The sequence below is a fragment of the Amycolatopsis sp. cmx-4-54 genome, from assembly GCF_046548895.1.
Lineage (GTDB): Bacteria > Actinomycetota > Actinomycetes > Mycobacteriales > Pseudonocardiaceae > Amycolatopsis.
The window spans coordinates 554,254-569,649 of record NZ_JAEBEJ010000006.1; the positions used below are offsets into that span (position 1 = coordinate 554,254).

Sequence of the window (15,396 nt, forward strand, 5' to 3'; positions counted from 1 at the left end):
CCGCGGCTATTCGGCGTTCGCCCGGGAGGCTTCCTTTGCCGCTTTCTTGAAGGCGCGGACCTGGGCGAGGGTCTCGGGGCTGGTGACGTCGGCGATGGAACGGCGGGAACCGCGGTCGCCGTAGGCGCCGGCGAGGGCGCGCCATCCCTTGGGCTGGACGCCCAGTTGTTTGCCGAGGAGCGCGAGGAGGATCTTGGCCTTTTGTTCTCCGTAGCCGGGGAGGGCTTTGAGGCGTTTGAGGACCTCTTCGCCGTTGGGTTTGGGCCGTCCGGCCGTCCAGATCGCGGTGGTGTCGCCGTCGTAGTGCTCGATGACGTACTGGGCCAGGGTTTGGACGCGCCGGGCCATGGAGCCGCCGTAGCGGTGGATGGCGGGTGGGATGACGCAGAGTTCGACGAAGGTCTCGGTGTCGGCTTCGGCGATTTTGCGGATGTCGAAGCCGTCCATCCGGTCGGCGATCTTCTTCGGCCCCCGGAAGGCGTGTTCCATGGGGTACTGCTGATCAAGGAGGAGCCCGGTCACCAGGGCGAACGGATCGTCGTTGAGCAGCTTGTCGGCATCGGCGTCGCCGGTCAGTCGGAGCTCGTTCGGCATGGCATCATCTTCCCGGATCAGAGGTGGCGCGGCGGTCACCCGCGATCCGCGCGTCCTGCGCCCAGGATCTCACGACCCGGCCGGTCCGCGCGTCTTCATCCTTGTGGGTCGACCAGCAGTTCCGCGGCCGCCGTGGTGATGGCGGCCGGAACCGCCGCCAGCGCGGGGGAGTCGAGTTTCCACTGCTGCCAGAACAGCGGTACGTCGATCGGGTGATCGGGGTCGATGCAGACGAAACTGCCGTCGCGCAGGCGGTCGCCGATCTGCGCGAGCGGCACCATGCCCCAGCCCATCCCGGCCGCGACGGCGTCGAAGAACCCTTCGGACGACGGGACGTAGTGCCGCAGCCGGCTCGCGATCGTGCCGCGCTCGCGCGCGAAGCGGTCTTGGAGGTCGTCACGGCGGTCGAAGACGACGACGGGTGCTTCGGCGAGGTCGAGGTCCGTGCCGAGTGCCGGGCTCACGACGGCGAGGTAGCGCATGTGCCCGAGCCGGTGCACCGAACACCCCGCGACCGGATCGGGTGACGACGTCACGGCGGCCATCACCAGGCCCTCCCGCAGCAGGCTCGTGGTGTGGTCCTGGTCCTCGCGATGCAGTTCGAAACAGATCTTCTGCTCGGGCGGCACTCTCGTGAGGGCGGGCAGGAACCAGGTCGCCAGCGAATCGGCGTTCACCGCGATCGGCAATCGGACCGGCTCGTCGCCGGTGGTCAGGCCGAGTTCGGCCCGGGTGTCGGCCTCCAGCAGCGCCGTCTGACGGCCGAACCGCACGACCGCCTGCCCGGATTCGGTCAGGCGTACCGGTTTCGTGCGGATCAGCAGGACCCGGCCGGTGCGCTGTTCGAGCGCCTTGACGCGCTGGCTGATCGCCGACGGGGTCACGTGCAGTGCCGAGGCCGCCGCGTCGAACGTGCCTTCGTCGGCGACCACCAGCAGCGTGCGGACCAGGTCGAGAGGCAGATCTGTCATCACGAACGCTAATCTTACGTAAGAATCTTTAGCTGTACTGTTGACGAGTGGCTTTCTAATGTCATCCGTATGGGAGACGTTCTGTTCAGCGCGGTCGCCGGGTTCGGCGCCACCATGGCCCTCATCGTCGCGATCGGCGCACAGAACGCCTTCGTGCTGCGCCAGGGCATCCGGCGCGAATCCGTGCTCGTCGTGGTGCTGATCTGCATCTTTTCGGACGCCATCCTGGTCAGTCTCGGCGTCGGCGGCGTCGGCGCGCTGGTGGGGACGTCACCCGAAGCGCTGACCATGGTCGCGCTGGTCGGCGGTGCTTTCCTGCTGTGTTACGGCGCCCTCGCGGCCCGTCGCGCCTTCAAGCCGGCCGCCCTGGAGACCGGCGGCCCGGAGACCGGCGGCTCGTTGCGCCGCATCGTGCTGACCACGCTGGCGATCACCTGGCTGAATCCGCACGTCTACCTCGACACCCTCCTCCTGCTCGGCGCCATCGCGGCCGGACACGGCAGCGACCGGTGGGCGTTCGGCGTGGGTGCGGTGTCGGCCAGCGTGATCTGGTTCCTCGCGCTCGGTTTCGGCGCGCGGCTGCTCAGCGGGTTCTTCCGCAAGCCGTCGTCGTGGCGGGTGCTGGACGGGCTGGTCGCCGCGACGATGATCGGGCTCGGGGTGGCGCTGGTGGCCGGAGCCTGATCACGGCAAGCGAGCCAGCGTTTCGGCGGTGAGCACCAGATCGGCCGCGGCCGCCGAATCGCGGATGGTCGCGGGTCTCGTCGAACCGGGGATCGCGATCATCGACGGCGACTTCGCGAGCAGCCAGGCCAGGCACACCCGTTGCGGGCTGGCCCCGAGTTCTTCGGCCACGGAAAGGAATTCGCCGCCGATGCCGCGGAGCGGACCCCACGGCAGGTAGGCGAGCCCGAGTTCGGTGCACAGGGCCAGCTCCGGTTCGTGCGCGAGCTGCGCGGGCGCGTGCTCGTTCTGCACCGAAACCAGTGTCGCGCCGAGGATTTCCCGCGCTTCGAGGATTTGCGCGCGGGAGACGTTGGAGATCCCGGCGAGCCGGATCTTGCCTTCGTCGGCCAGTTCCTTGATCGCGCCGACGGATTCCGCCCACGGCACGTTCTCGTCGGGCTTGTGCAGCTGATACAACCCGATGGTGTCGACGCCGAGCCGTTTCAGCGAGCCCTCGCAGGCGTTCCTGAGGTGCGTGGGAGTTCCGGTGACCGTCCACGAACCGTCACCGGGACGGCCACGACCGCCCTTGGTCGCGACGAGGACCCCGTCCGAATCGCCGCGGACGGCCAGCGCGTCGGCGATCAGCATCTCGTTGTGGCCGGTTTCACCCGCGTGCCAGTGGTAGGAGTCGGCCGTGTCGATCAGCGTGACACCGGCGTCGAGCGCGGCGTGGATCGTGGCGATCGCGCGGTCCCGATCCGGGCGGCCCTCGATCGACAGCGGCATCGCGCCCAGCCCGATCGCGCTCACTTCGACGTCTCCGATGCTGCGGTAACGCATGGGGCTCAAGCCTTTCTGGTGTCTTCGATGGCTTCGCCGAGCCAATCGGTGGTGGAGGAGAAGGAGAAGCCGAGGCCCGTCGCGCGCGAGGTGTCCAGGACGGCGTACCGGTCGAAGGAGAACGGCGAGGCGTCCCGTTCGACGACCCGGAACCGGGGCTCGATCGAGATCGCGCGGGCGATGTCCACGGCGGAAAGTTCGCCGTGGGAGCCGGCGTTGACCGGACCCGTGAAATCCGCGAGCGTGGCCCAGGTCAGGAAGTCCGCGATCTCACTCGCGTGGATGAACGTCGACGGCCGCGGTTTCGCGTGGACGTCCACGGCGTGCCCCGCGTCCAGCCGTTCGACGTAATGGCGCAGCCGCCCGGTGAAATCCTCGCCGCCGAGGACGTGCGCGACGCGCACCGAAGCGAACGGTGCGTCTCCCGCCGCGAAGACCGTCTCGGCCTGTCGCTTGCCTTCGCCGTAGTCGTACGAAGGGGCCCCGAGGTCGATCGGAACGGGGGAGACCAGTGATTCGGTCATCGGCGTCTCGGCCCGCACCTGGTCGTAGACCTCGATCGTGGACGTCATCACGTAGCGGTCCGTGCGGAACACACGGCGTGCGATCTCCGCCTGGACCGGTGTGTAGCAGACCTGGTCGAGAACGACGTCGAAGGAACGGGAACCCAGTGCGGCCTTCAACCCGGCTTCGTCGTCACGGTCGGCGAGCAGGTGAGCGACGCCGGACGGGGCAGGCGCGGAGCCGCGGTTGAGGACGGTGACGTCCGAGCCGGCGTCACGCAGCCGCTCGACCACCCCGCGGCCGAAGTACCGGCTTCCGCCGAGAACGAGCACTTTCTTCATGGATACCAGTGTTACGGTGGCGATCCGGGTGCTTGAAGGGGAGAACATGGGTGAATCGGCGGAATCACTGAAAGAATCTCGGCTTGATCGTGGTTTCACCGAAAGCTCACTGGACGTGATCGATCGGCGACTCCTCGAACTCCTCCAGGAGGAAGGCCGCATCACCCTGAGCGAGCTCGGGCGCCGTGTTTCGCTGAGTCCCGCCGCCGTCGGCGAGCGCGTCAAACGGCTCGAAGCCGGCGGCACGATCACCGGCTACGCGGCGCTCGTTTCGCCCGCCGGGGTCGGCTTGGGGCTGCGGGCGTTCGTGCGGATGGCGCCGCACAGCGGGTTCACCGTCCGGCATCCGCGGACGCGGAAGATCATGGACCGGCCGGAGATCCTCGAACTGCACCATGTGGTGGGGGAGGACTGCTGGATCCTCAAGATCGCCGTGCGCGACACCACGCACCTGGAAGAGTTGCTGGAGGATCTCTCCGTGCTGGGTGCCACGACGACATCGATCGTCATGTCCAGCCCGATCGAACGGCGAGTGCTGCTGCCCTTGTAATCCGTCACAAGAAGCGGCCGGTAAGTCTGGTTTTTCTCCTGGTCCTGGTCGTCGGTTTGTGACGCATGATGACTCGCATCATATACTGACGAGTAACCGGAGGCAGGGATGCGGGCTCGGATCCTCACCACGCTGATCGCGGCCTTGACGTTCACGATCGCCGTCCCGGCGGCGGCGAGCGCGGCACCGTCGAGCGGCTGGAACGACTGGTCGTGCCGGCCGAGCGCGAGTCACGCCGAGCCCGTGGTGCTGGTGCACGGCCTCGGCGGCAACGCGACGACCAACTGGTTCCACCACGCGCCGAAGCTCAAGAACGCCGGCTACTGCGTCTATTCGCTGACCTACGGCGCCACCGTCCTGGGTGGGCAGTTGTTCGGCGGGCTCGCCTCCATGCGGAAGAGCGCCGTCGAACTCGGCGCGTTCGTCGACCGCGTGCGAGCGAGCACCGGCGCGGACAAGGTCGACATCGTCGGGCATTCCGAGGGCACGACGATGCCCGCGTACTACCTCAAATTCGAGGGAGGCGCGGAGAAGGTGAAGCATTTCGTCGGGTTCGGTTCGAACTTCAAGGGCACGTCGCTCAACGGTCTCTCGGGCCTCGCCAAGGCCGTGCTGACGTTGCCCGGCATCGATCTCCTCGCCGACGGCGTCTGCGGGGCGTGTCGCGAATACCTCGCGCCGTCGGAGTTCCTCGACGACCTCGCCCGCGGCGGCGTGACCGTGCCGGGGCCGACCTACACGAGCATCGTGAGCCGCCATGATCGAGTGGTCACGCCGTACACCAGCGGTGTCCTGGACGAGCCGGGCGCGACCGACATCGTGTTGCAGGACAGGTGCGGTTCCGACGTTTCCGGGCACCTGAGCCAGGCGATCGATCCGAACGTGACGAGCCTGATCCTCAAGGCGCTCGACCCGGAGAACGCGTCCGCGCCGAAATGCGTGCCGTTCTTCGCGCCGCTGTAGGGGTCAGGGCCTGGTCGCGTGCACCACGAACACCGACCGGACCCGATCCTCGGTCTCGACGTCGAGGCGTTTCACGGTCACCTCGGTGAACCCGGCCCCGGAGGCCAGTTCCGCCGCGTCGTCCTCGGTTTCCGGCAGCTTCAGGTCGGTGGGGACGAGGGCGGCGAACGCCTCCGAAGGCCGGAACGCCGACGCGAGCGGCAGGCTGAAACCGACCCTGCCGCCCGGGCGCAGCGCCCGCAGCCAGTCGCGGAGCGCGGCCGCGCCGAGGAAATGCAGCGAAGACGCGCACAGCACGGCGTCCGCGCCCTCGTCCTCCACCGGCGACGGAACCGCGGAAGCGACCTGCCAGGTGATGCGTTTGCCGGGATCGTGCGCCGCCGCCTTCGCCTCGGCCTGGGCGATCATGCCCGGCGAGAGGTCGATCGCGAGCACTTCGCCCGGGTCCAGGCGCAGCGCGGCGAACGCGGCCACCCCAGTCCCGGTCGCGACGTCGAGAACGCGCTCGGGTGCCGTGCAGCCGAGGCCGTCGACGAGCGCGTCGGCGACCAAGCCGTGAAAGGTGTCTTCGTCGTAGTGCGCGGCGATGCCGTCGAACAGCCCGGCCGCGATCTCCTCGGTCACGACCGCGACCTTATCCGGGAGACGGCGGCGTCCGGCGAAACCCAGGTCGGCGCGGTGATACCAGGACAGCTCCGCATCACCTTCGAGCCAGCAGAGCAGGACGTCGGCGCCGTCGAGTTCGGCGGGGAAATCGATCAGGAGCGGGGCGAATCCCTTCAGCTCCGCACCCGTCCGCTGGACGGTGGTCATCAGGTCGTCCAGCCGGGCCTGCGCGGCCTTCCATTCCGGCATCCCGCCGAGCGCGGTCTCGCGGCCGCCAGGGCGCAGGGACGCGGCGAGTTCGGCCGCGTCGGCGCGCAGGCGGACCAGCTCGTCGAGCACGGGGCGTAGCCGGGCGAGCTCGGCGCGGGCTTCGGGAACGGTGAACAAACCCATGCGCCGATGGTCCCAGCCCGCTCAGCGGCGCCGCCGGGCGAGTCTCGACGCGAGGCCCGCACCGATCAGGAGGAAACCCGTCGCGAGCAGTCCGCCGATGAACAGCCAGCTCGTGACGCCGTGGGTGACGTCGTTCTGCGGCAGGTACTTCACCAGGCGGAAGCCCCATTCCGGGACCGCGATCGTGGCCACGCCGGGGGCGACACCCCAGACGAGGCCGCCGAGGATCGGGCCGGTCGCCGAGAGCGCGCCGAGCAGCCCGACCGACAGCAACAGGATCCCGCCGCCCACGAGGAGGCCGATGCTGAGGACGTCACGCTGGATGCTGAGCGTGGCCTGGACGAGCATTTGCTGCCGCAGGCCGCCCCACGCCAGCAGGCCGAGGGCGACCGGCGTCAGGATCAGGCCACCCGCGCCGCTGAGGACGCGCCGCACACCTCGGCCGGCGCGCGGGTCTTCGGGGCTCAGGTCCTCGTCGAAAGGCTCGTACGGTTCATACGACTCGACGTCCTCGTACGGCCTTCGCGGGTCTCGCGGGTTTTCGGGTTGCTCGTACTCGCCGTACTCCTGGTAGTCCTCGTCGTCGTACTCCGCGACGTACCGGTGCGATGACATGGGCGGGTCACCTCCCTGCACCGGACTACGGACGCGGGCCCCCTTCGGTTCACTTCGATCTCCGCCGGAGCGCGTTTAGCCCGCTAAACGCGATCCGCGCGGCGCCGCGCGAGGGTGCCGACCAGACCTGCCCCGATGAGCAGGAATCCGCTCGCGAACAGGGCGCCCATCACCAGCCACGTCACCATGCCGACGCCGAGATCACTGCCGCCGACGTCGTAGACGAGGCTCATGACGTCGCGCGGGCTCAGGAGGAACGTCAGGCCCGGCAGCACTCCCCACAGCAGCCCGCCCGCCACCGGCCCGAGCCCGGACAGTGCGCCGAGGAACGCGACGCCGAGCAGGAGCAGGCCACCGACGATCAACAGGATCAGGCCGAGCGGGTCTTCGGTGACGGACATGTACTGCGAGAAACTCCGCTGGAGCCGCGAGCCGCCGTAGATCGTCACGCTCAGCGCGACCGGCGTGAGCAGGACACCGCCGAGCCCGCTGATCACCCGGGGCACCGCGCGGCCGCTTTGCCTAGGCTGGGCGCCGTAAGGCTCCGGAGCCTGAGCCTGCTCGTACGGAGGCACGGCGTAGGGGTTGTTCGTCATGGGGACCGCCCTTTCCGGTGGGCCGGCAGAGGAGTGCTGTTCGATGATGTCGCGGCCCGCGCGGTCCCGTGACGGCCGGATGACCGTCGTCCGACCGGGTGACGTCGGTCACAACCGCCTCGTGGAGACTTGATACCGACCACTACTGGAACCATCCAGGACCGTTAAGCAGTACGCTTGTACCGCTACCGGAGAGACTGAAGAAGAACGCGAAGATCCGCGGAAGGAGCACCGCTGCTCATGGCCAAGATCAAGGTCCAGGGCACCGTCGTCGAGCTCGACGGCGATGAGATGACCCGCATCATTTGGCAGTTCATCAAGGACAGGCTGATCCACCCGTACCTGGACGTGAACCTGGAGTACTACGACCTGGGTATCGAGGAGCGGGACCGCACCGACGACCAGGTCACCGTCGACTCGGCCAACGCGATCAAGAAGCACGGCGTCGGCGTCAAGTGCGCCACGATCACGCCGGACGAGGCGCGCGTCGAAGAGTTCGGCCTGAAGAAGATGTGGCTCTCGCCCAACGGCACGATCCGCAACATCCTCGGCGGCGTGATCTTCCGCGAGCCGATCGTCATCCAGAACATCCCGCGTCTGGTGCCCGGCTGGACCAAGCCGATCATCATCGGCCGTCACGCGCACGGTGATCAGTACAAGGCGACCAACTTCAAGGTCCCCGGTCCCGGCACGCTGACCATCAGCTACACCCCGGACGACGGCTCGGAGCCGATGGAGTTCGAGGTCGCGAAGTTCCCCGAGGGCGGCGGCGTCGCCATGGGGATGTACAACTACCGCAAGTCCATCGAGGACTTCGCGCGCGCCTCGCTGCAGTACGGCCTCGACCGCGAGTACCCGGTCTACATGTCGACCAAGAACACCATCCTCAAGGCCTACGACGGCATGTTCAAGGACGTGTTCGAGGAGATCTACCAGGCCGAGTTCAAGGCCGACTTCGACGCCAAGGGCATCTCCTACGAGCACCGCCTGATCGACGACATGGTCGCCGCGGCGATGAAGTGGGAGGGCGGCTACGTCTGGGCCTGCAAGAACTACGACGGTGACGTCCAGTCCGACACGGTCGCGCAGGGCTTCGGCTCGCTGGGCCTGATGACGTCGGTGCTGCGCACCCCGGACGGCAAGACCGTCGAGGCCGAGGCCGCGCACGGCACGGTCACCCGGCACTACCGCCAGCATCAACAGGGCAAGCCGACCTCGACCAACCCGATCGCGTCCATCTACGCGTGGACCCGTGGCCTCGAGCACCGCGGCAAGCTGGACTCGAACCCCGAGCTGATCGGGTTCGCGAACAAGCTGGAGCAGGTCGTCGTCGAGACCGTCGAGAGCGGCAAGATGACCAAGGACCTCGCGCTGCTGATCAGCAAGGACCAGGCCTTCCAGACCACCGAGGAGTTCCTCGCGACGCTGGACGCCAACCTGGCCAAGAAGATCGCCCAGGGCTGAGTCGCTCGAAGGCCCCCTTCCCTCGCGGAAGGGGGCCTTTTCGCGTTGTGACGGTGGGTAGCCCGTGAGCGGCCGGGTTGGCGCCTCCGGGTGGTTGGCGATCCGGGATCTGGGCGGCCGCCCCGGCTTCTGCCACTCTGGACCGGACGGAAAACGATTCCCTTGTTCGAGGAGTGACCACCATGGCCATCTCGAAACCGATGTTGTTCGTCGGCGGCGGACTGGCGCTGATCGTCGTCGTCGCCATCTCGGGACAGGACAGGGAGTCGAGCGCGTCGAGCCCGGCCGGTTGCCAGGTCGTGGTGACGGCCGACGTGCTCAACGCGCGCGACGCCCCCGGCGGGCAGAAGATCGTCGGCAAGTACGTCAAGGACGCGAAGATCGACGCGCAGCCGGTCGTCGAGAACGGCTTCCGCAAGATCACCGAGGGCAAGTGGGTCGCCGCCGAGTTCGCGCCCCCGGTCGAAGGCGCGAAATGCGGCCCGTGACCTGCGACTTCGCGATTAGGGGGCTAAACGCAAGTGGGCTCTGACCTGGCGGATCGCGTTTAGCCCGCGAAACGCAGGTGGGGTGCGGTGACCTGCGGGATCGCGTTTAGCCCGCGAAACGCAGGTGGGGTGCGGTGACCTGCGGGATCGCGTTTAGCCCGCGAAACGCAGGTGGGGTGCGCTGGCCTGCGGGATCGCGTTTAGCCCGCGAAACGCAGGTGGGGTGCGGCGACCTGCGGGATCGCGTTTAGCCCGCGAAACGCAGGTGGGGTGCGCTGGCCTGCGGGATCGCGTTTAGCCCGCGAAACGCAGGTGGGGTGCGCTGGCCTGCGGGATCGCGTTTAGCCCGCGAAACGCAGGTGGGCGCCTTCCTCCGCCGCCAGCGCCTCGCCGCTGAACGCCTCCCGCGCCTCGGCCACCGAAACCGCGCGGTCGGAACCGGGCCAGAAGTGGGTAAGCAGCAGCCGCCGGGCACCGCCTCGCTCGGCCCAATACCCGGCCTCACCCGCCGTCGACACCAGACGCGGAGTCTCGTCGGGCGACGGGCCCTGAAGCGTGGCGTCGGCGATGAGGAGGTCGGCGTCGCGCGCCAGTTCCGCGAGGATCGGACTGGGCCCGCTGTCGCCGGTGTATGCGACGGTGAGCCCGGGCGCGGTCAGCCGGACGCCGTAGTTCGGCACATGGTGCGGAAGCAGGAACGTGGTCATCCGGAACGGCCCGACCTCGCGCGGCGGCCCGAGTTCGCGCACGTCGAAGATCGTCGTCGGATGCGGTCGCGGCTCCAGCGCTTCGAGCCGGCGCACCGTGCCCGGAGTGCAGTGCAGCGGGATCCTCGGCTCGTCCGGCAGCCCGTACGCGCGCGCCCGGCCGAGCGCGCTCACATCGGCGCAGTGATCGGGATGCTCGTGCGTCACCACCACCGCGTCGACCCGGCCGCCAGGGCAGTGTTCGAACAGCCGTGACGCCGCACCGTAACCGAGGTCGAGCACGATCTTGAAACCCTCGTGGACCAGGAGGAAGCCGGCGCAGGCCCGGCCAGGTTCAGGCCAGGCGCCGCAACTGCCCAGCACGGTCAGCTCGCTCATGCGCGCAGTCTCGCAGAGCGAACGCCCTGCCGGTTCTGTCGGACCCTCCGGGTAGCGTGCGAAGAGTGCTGACCGTCTCCACAGTGAATGTCAACGGCCTCCGTGCCGCCGCGAAAAAGGGCTTCGTCGAGTGGCTGGGCTCGACGAAGGCCGACGTCGTCGCCTGCCAGGAGGTCCGGGCCGAGCTCAAGGAGCTCCCGGCCGGTGCCGCCGCGCCCGAAGGCTGGCACGTGGTGCCCGCGCCGTCGGCGCAGAAGGGGCGCAACGGCGTCATGCTCTTCAGCCGGGCGGAGCCGGAAGAGGTCCGCATCGGCTTCGGTGAGCCCGAATTCGAGGACAGCGGCCGCTACGCCGAGATCCACCTGCCGAACGTCGTGGTCGCGAGCCTGTACCTGCCCAGTGGCGACGTCGGAACCCCGCGCCAGGACGAAAAGGAACGCTTCATGACGGCGTTCCTGCCGTATCTCGTCGACCTGCGCGCCAAGGCCGAGGCCGGTGGCCGTGAGGTCGTCGTCGTGGGCGACTGGAACATCGCCTACGACAAGATCGACCTGAAGAACTGGCGCGGGAACCAGAAGAGCTCCGGCTTCCTGCCGGAGGAGCGGGAATGGCTCGGCCGCGTGTTCAGCGAGGCCGGCTACGTCGACGTACAGCGCAAGCTCGATCCGGAAGGCCCCGGCCCGTACACCTGGTGGTCGTACCGCGGGAAGGCGTTCGACAACGACACCGGCTGGCGCATCGACTGCCAGATCGCCACCCCCGGCCTGGCCGAGCGGTGCACCTCCGTCGTGGTCGAGCGCGCCGAGTCCTACGACCGGCGCTGGTCCGACCACGCGCCGGTGACGGCGACATACTCCGCATAGCCTAGTCCGGTCATGGAGACGAACGAAGCGAGACGCGTCGAGGCGACGAACGCCGAGCGCTACGCGATGTCCGGTCAGTACGGGTGGGAGTTCAGCCCGGACGCGCCGAACATGTTGGAACGGTGGACGGTGCTGCCGTTCAACCAGCGCGGCGACAAGCGGATGGCGTTCGGCGCGCTGAGCGGCGCGTATCAAGGGCTGCGGTTCAACGTCTTCGACTACCACCGCCGCCCGACGGTCACGAGCGTGCACACGCGGTGGACCAACAAGAAGGTCAACGAGCTCGACACGATCTCGATCGACACGGTCTGGGCCGTCGGCCTGCCCGCGCCGATGCCGAACTTCCAGATCGTGTCGAGCATCGAGTCCGCGTGGGACGTCGAGCAGTATCCGGAGCCCGCCACCGCGGACCGGAAGTTCAACCGCTGGTACAAGCTGATCGACACCGACCCGAACGTCGCGGTCGGCGTCCTGACCCCACAGGTCGCCGCCACCATGCGGTCCTTGAAGCTGCACACCTGGTCGCTGGTGGGCGCGGAACTGGTCTACGTCGAGAATCCGACCTTCGGCCGGACCAAGCCGGAGGAGGTGCTTTCGACGCTGGGGCGGCTCGCGCAGCTGGTGTCACTGCTGCCGTTCCACCTCGGCGGCGGTCAGCCGGCCGTGCCGCCACCACCTCAGCAGCAACCCCAGTACCCGCACCAGCCGTATCCGCCGCAGAATCCCGGCTACCCGCAGCAGTATCCCCCTCCGCCGCAGTACGGCCGGCAGCCGTATCCGCCACAGCATCAGGGGTATCCGCCGCCGCACTACCCACCACCTCAGTACCCACCACCGCAATACCCGCCACCGCAGTACCCACAGCCCGGATATCCGCCACCGCAGTACCCGCCGCGCGGCTACTGACGGGACTTCGCGCTCTCCGTCCACACTGGACTGTCGACGAAGTGGTTGTCGAACTTTTCCTGACTGTCCAAGAGATCCTGGACGGTCGCCTCGCCGTGCCCGACCTTCTCTAGCAGGCGGAAGTAGTCGAACCGTTCCACGCCGGGGACGAACACGATCAGGACGTCCGCCGACGAGTCCACGGTCGCGCGGAAAGCGTGTGTGGTCAGTGGCGGGACGACCAGCATGTCGCCTTCGGAAATGGTGACGATCTCTTCTCCCACAAGGACTTCCAGTTTTCCGCCGAGCATGAAGAACATCTCGGAGGAGCCGGTGTGATAGTGCGGGGTCGCTCCATCGGCGCCGATACCCAATCGTGTTCGCGCGCTGCTCATGACTCCGCCCGTGGTCGAGACGTCGGCGAGCAGCGTGACGAAGGTGGGGGCGGCGCCGACGGTCTCGGCTTCGGTGGCGCGGACGAGGACGGATTCGCGGGTTTCTATGTGCTGGGTCATGACGAAGATAGTTTCATCGCTGATAGTTCGCTGTCAAACTATCTTCCGTCGAATAGACTGTGCCCGTGAGCGAAGAACGAAACACGGACGCGATCGACGCGGTCGTCGGCGCGTGGCACCGCGAGCGGCCGGAGCTGGACTTGACCGGGATCGGGGTCGCGGGCCGCCTCGGCCGCGTGGCGATGCTGACCACGCCCATGGTGGAAGCCGTGTTCGCGAAGCACGGCTTGAAGCAGGGGGAGTTCGACGTACTCGCGGCGCTCAGGCGATCCGGGAAGCCGTACACGCTGATCCCGTCCGAGCTTTCCGCGACGCTGATGATGTCCAGGGCCGGGATGACCAGCCGGATCGACAGGCTCGAGTCGGCGGGGCTGGTCGAACGGGCACTGGATCCCGAAGACCGGCGCAGCTTCCGGATCACGCTCACCGAGCGTGGGTTCGAAGTCGTCGACGCCGCGATGACCGAACACACGGCGAACGTCGCGAAGCTGCTTTCGCCGCTTGGTGAAGACCTCGGCGTCCTGGACGCTTCGCTGCGACGGCTGCTGACATCCCTCGAAAGCTGAAGGGGCCTTCGCCGCGTCACATGCGGCGAAGGCCCCTTCAGCACCTTGGATGGATCAGCAGTACAGGTTGCCGCCCGGGGCGACGCCGAGGATGCCGGTGAACTGCTGGTACTTGTTCACTCGGCTCTGCACCTGGGCGGGGTTGCCGCCGTTGCACTCGATGCTCCCGTTGATGCTGCGAATGGTCTCGCCGAAGCCGCGGCTGTTGACCATCGCGTTGTGCGGGGTCATCGTGCCGGGACCGTTCTGGGTCATCCAGTACCAGATACCCGTCTTCCAGGCGACGGCCGCGTCGTTCTGCACCAGCCACGGGTTGGTCAGCAGGGGCAGGCCCAGCGCGTCGCCGGCGGCCTTGTAGTTGAAGTTCCAGCTCAGCTGAATCGGGCCGCGGCCGTAGTACGCGGCGTTGCCCGCCGGGCAGCCGTAGGACTGGCTCGTGTCGCAGTAGTGCGGGTAGTTGGCCTGGTTCTGTTCGACGATGTGGACGAGGCCGCCGGTCTCGTGGCTGACGTTCGCGAGGAAGGCCGCGGCTTCCTGCTTCTTCACGGTGTCGCTGCCCGTGCCGGCGAAGGCCGGGTATGCGCTCAGGGCGGTGACCAGGCCGTTGTAGGTGTAGAAGGGGTTCCGGCTCGGGAACATCTGGTTGAACTGGGCCTCGCTGACCACGAAGCCGGACGGGTTCGGCGGGTTGGTCGTGCCCCCGCAGGCGCCCTGATCGGCCCAGACCTGTGCGCTACCAGGGGTTTCGTTCTGGGTCCACCACTTCGCGGACCAGTTGTGCCCGTTGTGGGAGGCGGTGTTGCCGCCCCAGTAGACCGAGCTCGCGTTCCACGGTGCCACGCAGTCCGCGGCGGAGGCGGACTGGGCCGGGACGACCACGGCGACCGTGGTGGCGGCGAAGGTGGCGGCGACCGCCGCGAGAATACGTCGAAGAGACATCGGTGGCTCCTTCGTACGAGGGGACCATGCAGGGAGATTGGTCTATACCTTTTAAGGGGTATGGCCAACAGGTATAGACCATTGCGGACAAGAAACCAACCGGCGAAAGCCGGATACCGCCTGTTCGGCCGCGCTTGACAGCCGAATGGCGCAGCCATGTCCGGTTTTGTCAGAAAGCGATTCCGTGCACGGCAACTCTGAGAAGAGGGGTGCTCGAAACATCCCCCCTGTGAGGGGCTAGTCTCGTGCCCCGAGTTGATCAGAACCCACAGGTCTTGACACGCTCGGTAGTTTTTTGACCAGCAGCCTGGAAATGCTCACTCGTTCGGGTTAGCGTTCCGGTTCGGCAATGTCACGTCACGGGAGGCACTCCGGTGCGGCACCCAGTTCATCTCCTGATGCGATCGGCCCTGCCCGCAGCCAGGGCGGCGGCGGTCATCGCGATCCCGGTCGCGCTGCTCGTCGCGGGCGCCGTCCCGGCGTCGGCCGCGGACACGACGTCGCGTTCGGAGATGGCGTTCGGTCTTCTGGGCCCGGTCGGTTTGATCGCCGTCGCGCTCGGCGTCGTCGGGATGGCCTTCGGCGTGTTCCGGCAGCGCCGGAAGGCCCGTGCGGCCGCCGTCGCCCCCATCCCGGCGCCGCCCGCCACCCCGCATGTCGCCGCGATGGCCGAGGCCGTGCTCGCGGACGACGCCCTCAGTCGCCAGCCGCGTCCCTGACCTGCGTCTCCCGGCCCCGGATCACGATTAGGGGGCTAAACGCAGGTCAGTGCCCTGGCCTGGCGGATCGCGATTAGCCCGCGAAACGCAGGTCGGTGTCTTGGGCCTGGCGGATCGCGATTAGCCCGCGAAACGCAGGTCGGTGTCTTGGGCCTGGCGGATCGCGATTAGCCCGCGAAACGCAGGTCGGTGTCTTGGGCCTGGCGGATCGCGATTAGCCCGCGAAACGC

19 protein-coding genes are annotated in these 15,396 nt (G+C 67.9%); 9 read left to right on the forward strand and 10 right to left on the reverse strand.

Going from position 1 to position 15,396, the window contains the following annotated elements; translation table 11 throughout:
* Positions 1-6: 6 nt before the first annotated feature.
* Together ACLJQ7_RS23280 and ACLJQ7_RS23285 are read right to left on the reverse strand one after the other, a co-directional pair.
* Positions 7-594, reverse strand: coding sequence for an HhH-GPD-type base excision DNA repair protein (locus tag ACLJQ7_RS23280; protein WP_410650266.1), 588 nt, complete (start codon positions 592-594; stop codon positions 7-9).
* Between the two features lie 95 nt (positions 595-689).
* Positions 690-1,568 carry a LysR family transcriptional regulator ArgP gene (locus ACLJQ7_RS23285; protein WP_410650267.1) on the reverse strand — a complete coding sequence of 293 codons (879 nt, stop codon included), beginning with the start codon at positions 1,566-1,568 and terminating at the stop codon, positions 690-692.
* 66 nt (positions 1,569-1,634) lie between these two features.
* On the opposite strand from ACLJQ7_RS23285, the gene ACLJQ7_RS23290 reads away from it, so the two are divergent.
* Positions 1,635-2,249 carry a LysE/ArgO family amino acid transporter gene (locus ACLJQ7_RS23290; RefSeq protein WP_410650268.1) on the forward strand — a complete coding sequence of 205 codons (615 nt, stop codon included), beginning with the start codon at positions 1,635-1,637 and terminating at the stop codon, positions 2,247-2,249.
* On the opposite strand, the gene ACLJQ7_RS23295 is transcribed toward ACLJQ7_RS23290, so the two are convergent.
* Together ACLJQ7_RS23295 and ACLJQ7_RS23300 are read right to left on the reverse strand one after the other, a co-directional pair.
* Positions 2,250-3,074, reverse strand: coding sequence for an aldo/keto reductase (locus ACLJQ7_RS23295; protein ID WP_410650269.1), 825 nt, complete (start codon positions 3,072-3,074; stop codon positions 2,250-2,252). It abuts the gene before it with no gap.
* 5 nt (positions 3,075-3,079) lie between these two features.
* Positions 3,080-3,919, reverse strand: a complete 840-nt coding sequence (locus tag ACLJQ7_RS23300) for a reductase (RefSeq protein WP_410650270.1) — start codon at positions 3,917-3,919, stop codon at positions 3,080-3,082.
* 115 nt (positions 3,920-4,034) lie between these two features.
* On the opposite strand from ACLJQ7_RS23300, the gene ACLJQ7_RS23305 reads away from it, so the two are divergent.
* Entirely contained in the window at positions 4,035-4,469 is a 435-nt protein-coding gene (locus tag ACLJQ7_RS23305) for an Lrp/AsnC family transcriptional regulator (RefSeq protein ID WP_410650271.1), read from the forward strand.
* 108 nt (positions 4,470-4,577) lie between these two features.
* The gene (locus ACLJQ7_RS23310; protein WP_410650272.1) at positions 4,578-5,432 is read left to right on the forward strand and encodes an esterase/lipase family protein; all 855 of its coding nucleotides are present in this window, start codon (positions 4,578-4,580) and stop codon (positions 5,430-5,432) included.
* Between the two features lie 3 nt (positions 5,433-5,435).
* On the opposite strand, the gene ACLJQ7_RS23315 is transcribed toward ACLJQ7_RS23310, so the two are convergent.
* From ACLJQ7_RS23315 to ACLJQ7_RS23325, 3 genes are all read right to left on the reverse strand, one after another.
* Positions 5,436-6,431 (reverse strand): DUF2203 family protein, encoded by a 996-nt coding sequence (locus ACLJQ7_RS23315; protein WP_410650273.1) that lies wholly within the window; start codon positions 6,429-6,431, stop codon positions 5,436-5,438.
* 21 nt (positions 6,432-6,452) lie between these two features.
* Positions 6,453-7,046 carry a hypothetical protein gene (locus tag ACLJQ7_RS23320; RefSeq protein WP_410650274.1) on the reverse strand — a complete coding sequence of 198 codons (594 nt, stop codon included), beginning with the start codon at positions 7,044-7,046 and terminating at the stop codon, positions 6,453-6,455.
* A gap of 83 nt (positions 7,047-7,129) precedes the next feature.
* The gene (locus ACLJQ7_RS23325) at positions 7,130-7,642 is read right to left on the reverse strand and encodes a hypothetical protein (RefSeq protein ID WP_410650275.1); all 513 of its coding nucleotides are present in this window, start codon (positions 7,640-7,642) and stop codon (positions 7,130-7,132) included.
* A gap of 240 nt (positions 7,643-7,882) precedes the next feature.
* On the opposite strand from ACLJQ7_RS23325, the gene ACLJQ7_RS23330 reads away from it, so the two are divergent.
* A complete protein-coding gene (locus tag ACLJQ7_RS23330; protein ID WP_034304555.1) occupies positions 7,883-9,106 on the forward strand; it encodes an NADP-dependent isocitrate dehydrogenase in 1,224 nt (407 codons plus the stop codon).
* A gap of 182 nt (positions 9,107-9,288) precedes the next feature.
* Entirely contained in the window at positions 9,289-9,594 is a 306-nt protein-coding gene (locus ACLJQ7_RS23335; RefSeq protein ID WP_410650276.1) for an SH3 domain-containing protein, read from the forward strand.
* Positions 9,595-9,935: 341 nt separating this feature from the next.
* Here ACLJQ7_RS23335 and ACLJQ7_RS23340 read toward each other — a convergent pair whose 3' ends face one another.
* Positions 9,936-10,679 (reverse strand): MBL fold metallo-hydrolase, encoded by a 744-nt coding sequence (locus ACLJQ7_RS23340; RefSeq protein ID WP_410650277.1) that lies wholly within the window; start codon positions 10,677-10,679, stop codon positions 9,936-9,938.
* Positions 10,680-10,735: 56 nt separating this feature from the next.
* On the opposite strand from ACLJQ7_RS23340, the gene ACLJQ7_RS23345 reads away from it, so the two are divergent.
* Both ACLJQ7_RS23345 and ACLJQ7_RS23350 read left to right on the forward strand, forming a co-directional pair.
* Positions 10,736-11,542, forward strand: coding sequence for an exodeoxyribonuclease III (locus ACLJQ7_RS23345; RefSeq protein WP_410650278.1), 807 nt, complete (start codon positions 10,736-10,738; stop codon positions 11,540-11,542).
* 12 nt (positions 11,543-11,554) lie between these two features.
* Positions 11,555-12,448 (forward strand): hypothetical protein, encoded by an 894-nt coding sequence (locus tag ACLJQ7_RS23350; protein WP_410650279.1) that lies wholly within the window; start codon positions 11,555-11,557, stop codon positions 12,446-12,448.
* Here the strand turns inward: ACLJQ7_RS23350 and ACLJQ7_RS23355 are convergent.
* Positions 12,442-12,942 carry a cupin domain-containing protein gene (locus tag ACLJQ7_RS23355; protein ID WP_410650280.1) on the reverse strand — a complete coding sequence of 167 codons (501 nt, stop codon included), beginning with the start codon at positions 12,940-12,942 and terminating at the stop codon, positions 12,442-12,444. The genes ACLJQ7_RS23350 and ACLJQ7_RS23355 overlap by 7 nt on opposite strands.
* A 65-nt stretch (positions 12,943-13,007) precedes the next feature.
* Between ACLJQ7_RS23355 and ACLJQ7_RS23360 the strand changes: the two genes are divergently transcribed.
* Positions 13,008-13,508, forward strand: a complete 501-nt coding sequence (locus tag ACLJQ7_RS23360; protein ID WP_410650281.1) for a MarR family winged helix-turn-helix transcriptional regulator — start codon at positions 13,008-13,010, stop codon at positions 13,506-13,508.
* A gap of 54 nt (positions 13,509-13,562) precedes the next feature.
* On the opposite strand, the gene ACLJQ7_RS23365 is transcribed toward ACLJQ7_RS23360, so the two are convergent.
* Positions 13,563-14,447: a glycoside hydrolase family 19 protein gene (locus ACLJQ7_RS23365; protein ID WP_410650282.1), complete on the reverse strand. Its 885-nt coding sequence runs from the start codon at positions 14,445-14,447 to the stop codon at positions 13,563-13,565.
* 398 nt (positions 14,448-14,845) lie between these two features.
* Between ACLJQ7_RS23365 and ACLJQ7_RS23370 the strand changes: the two genes are divergently transcribed.
* Entirely contained in the window at positions 14,846-15,166 is a 321-nt protein-coding gene (locus ACLJQ7_RS23370) for a hypothetical protein (RefSeq protein ID WP_410650283.1), read from the forward strand.
* The last annotated feature ends 230 nt before the right edge of the window (positions 15,167-15,396 follow it).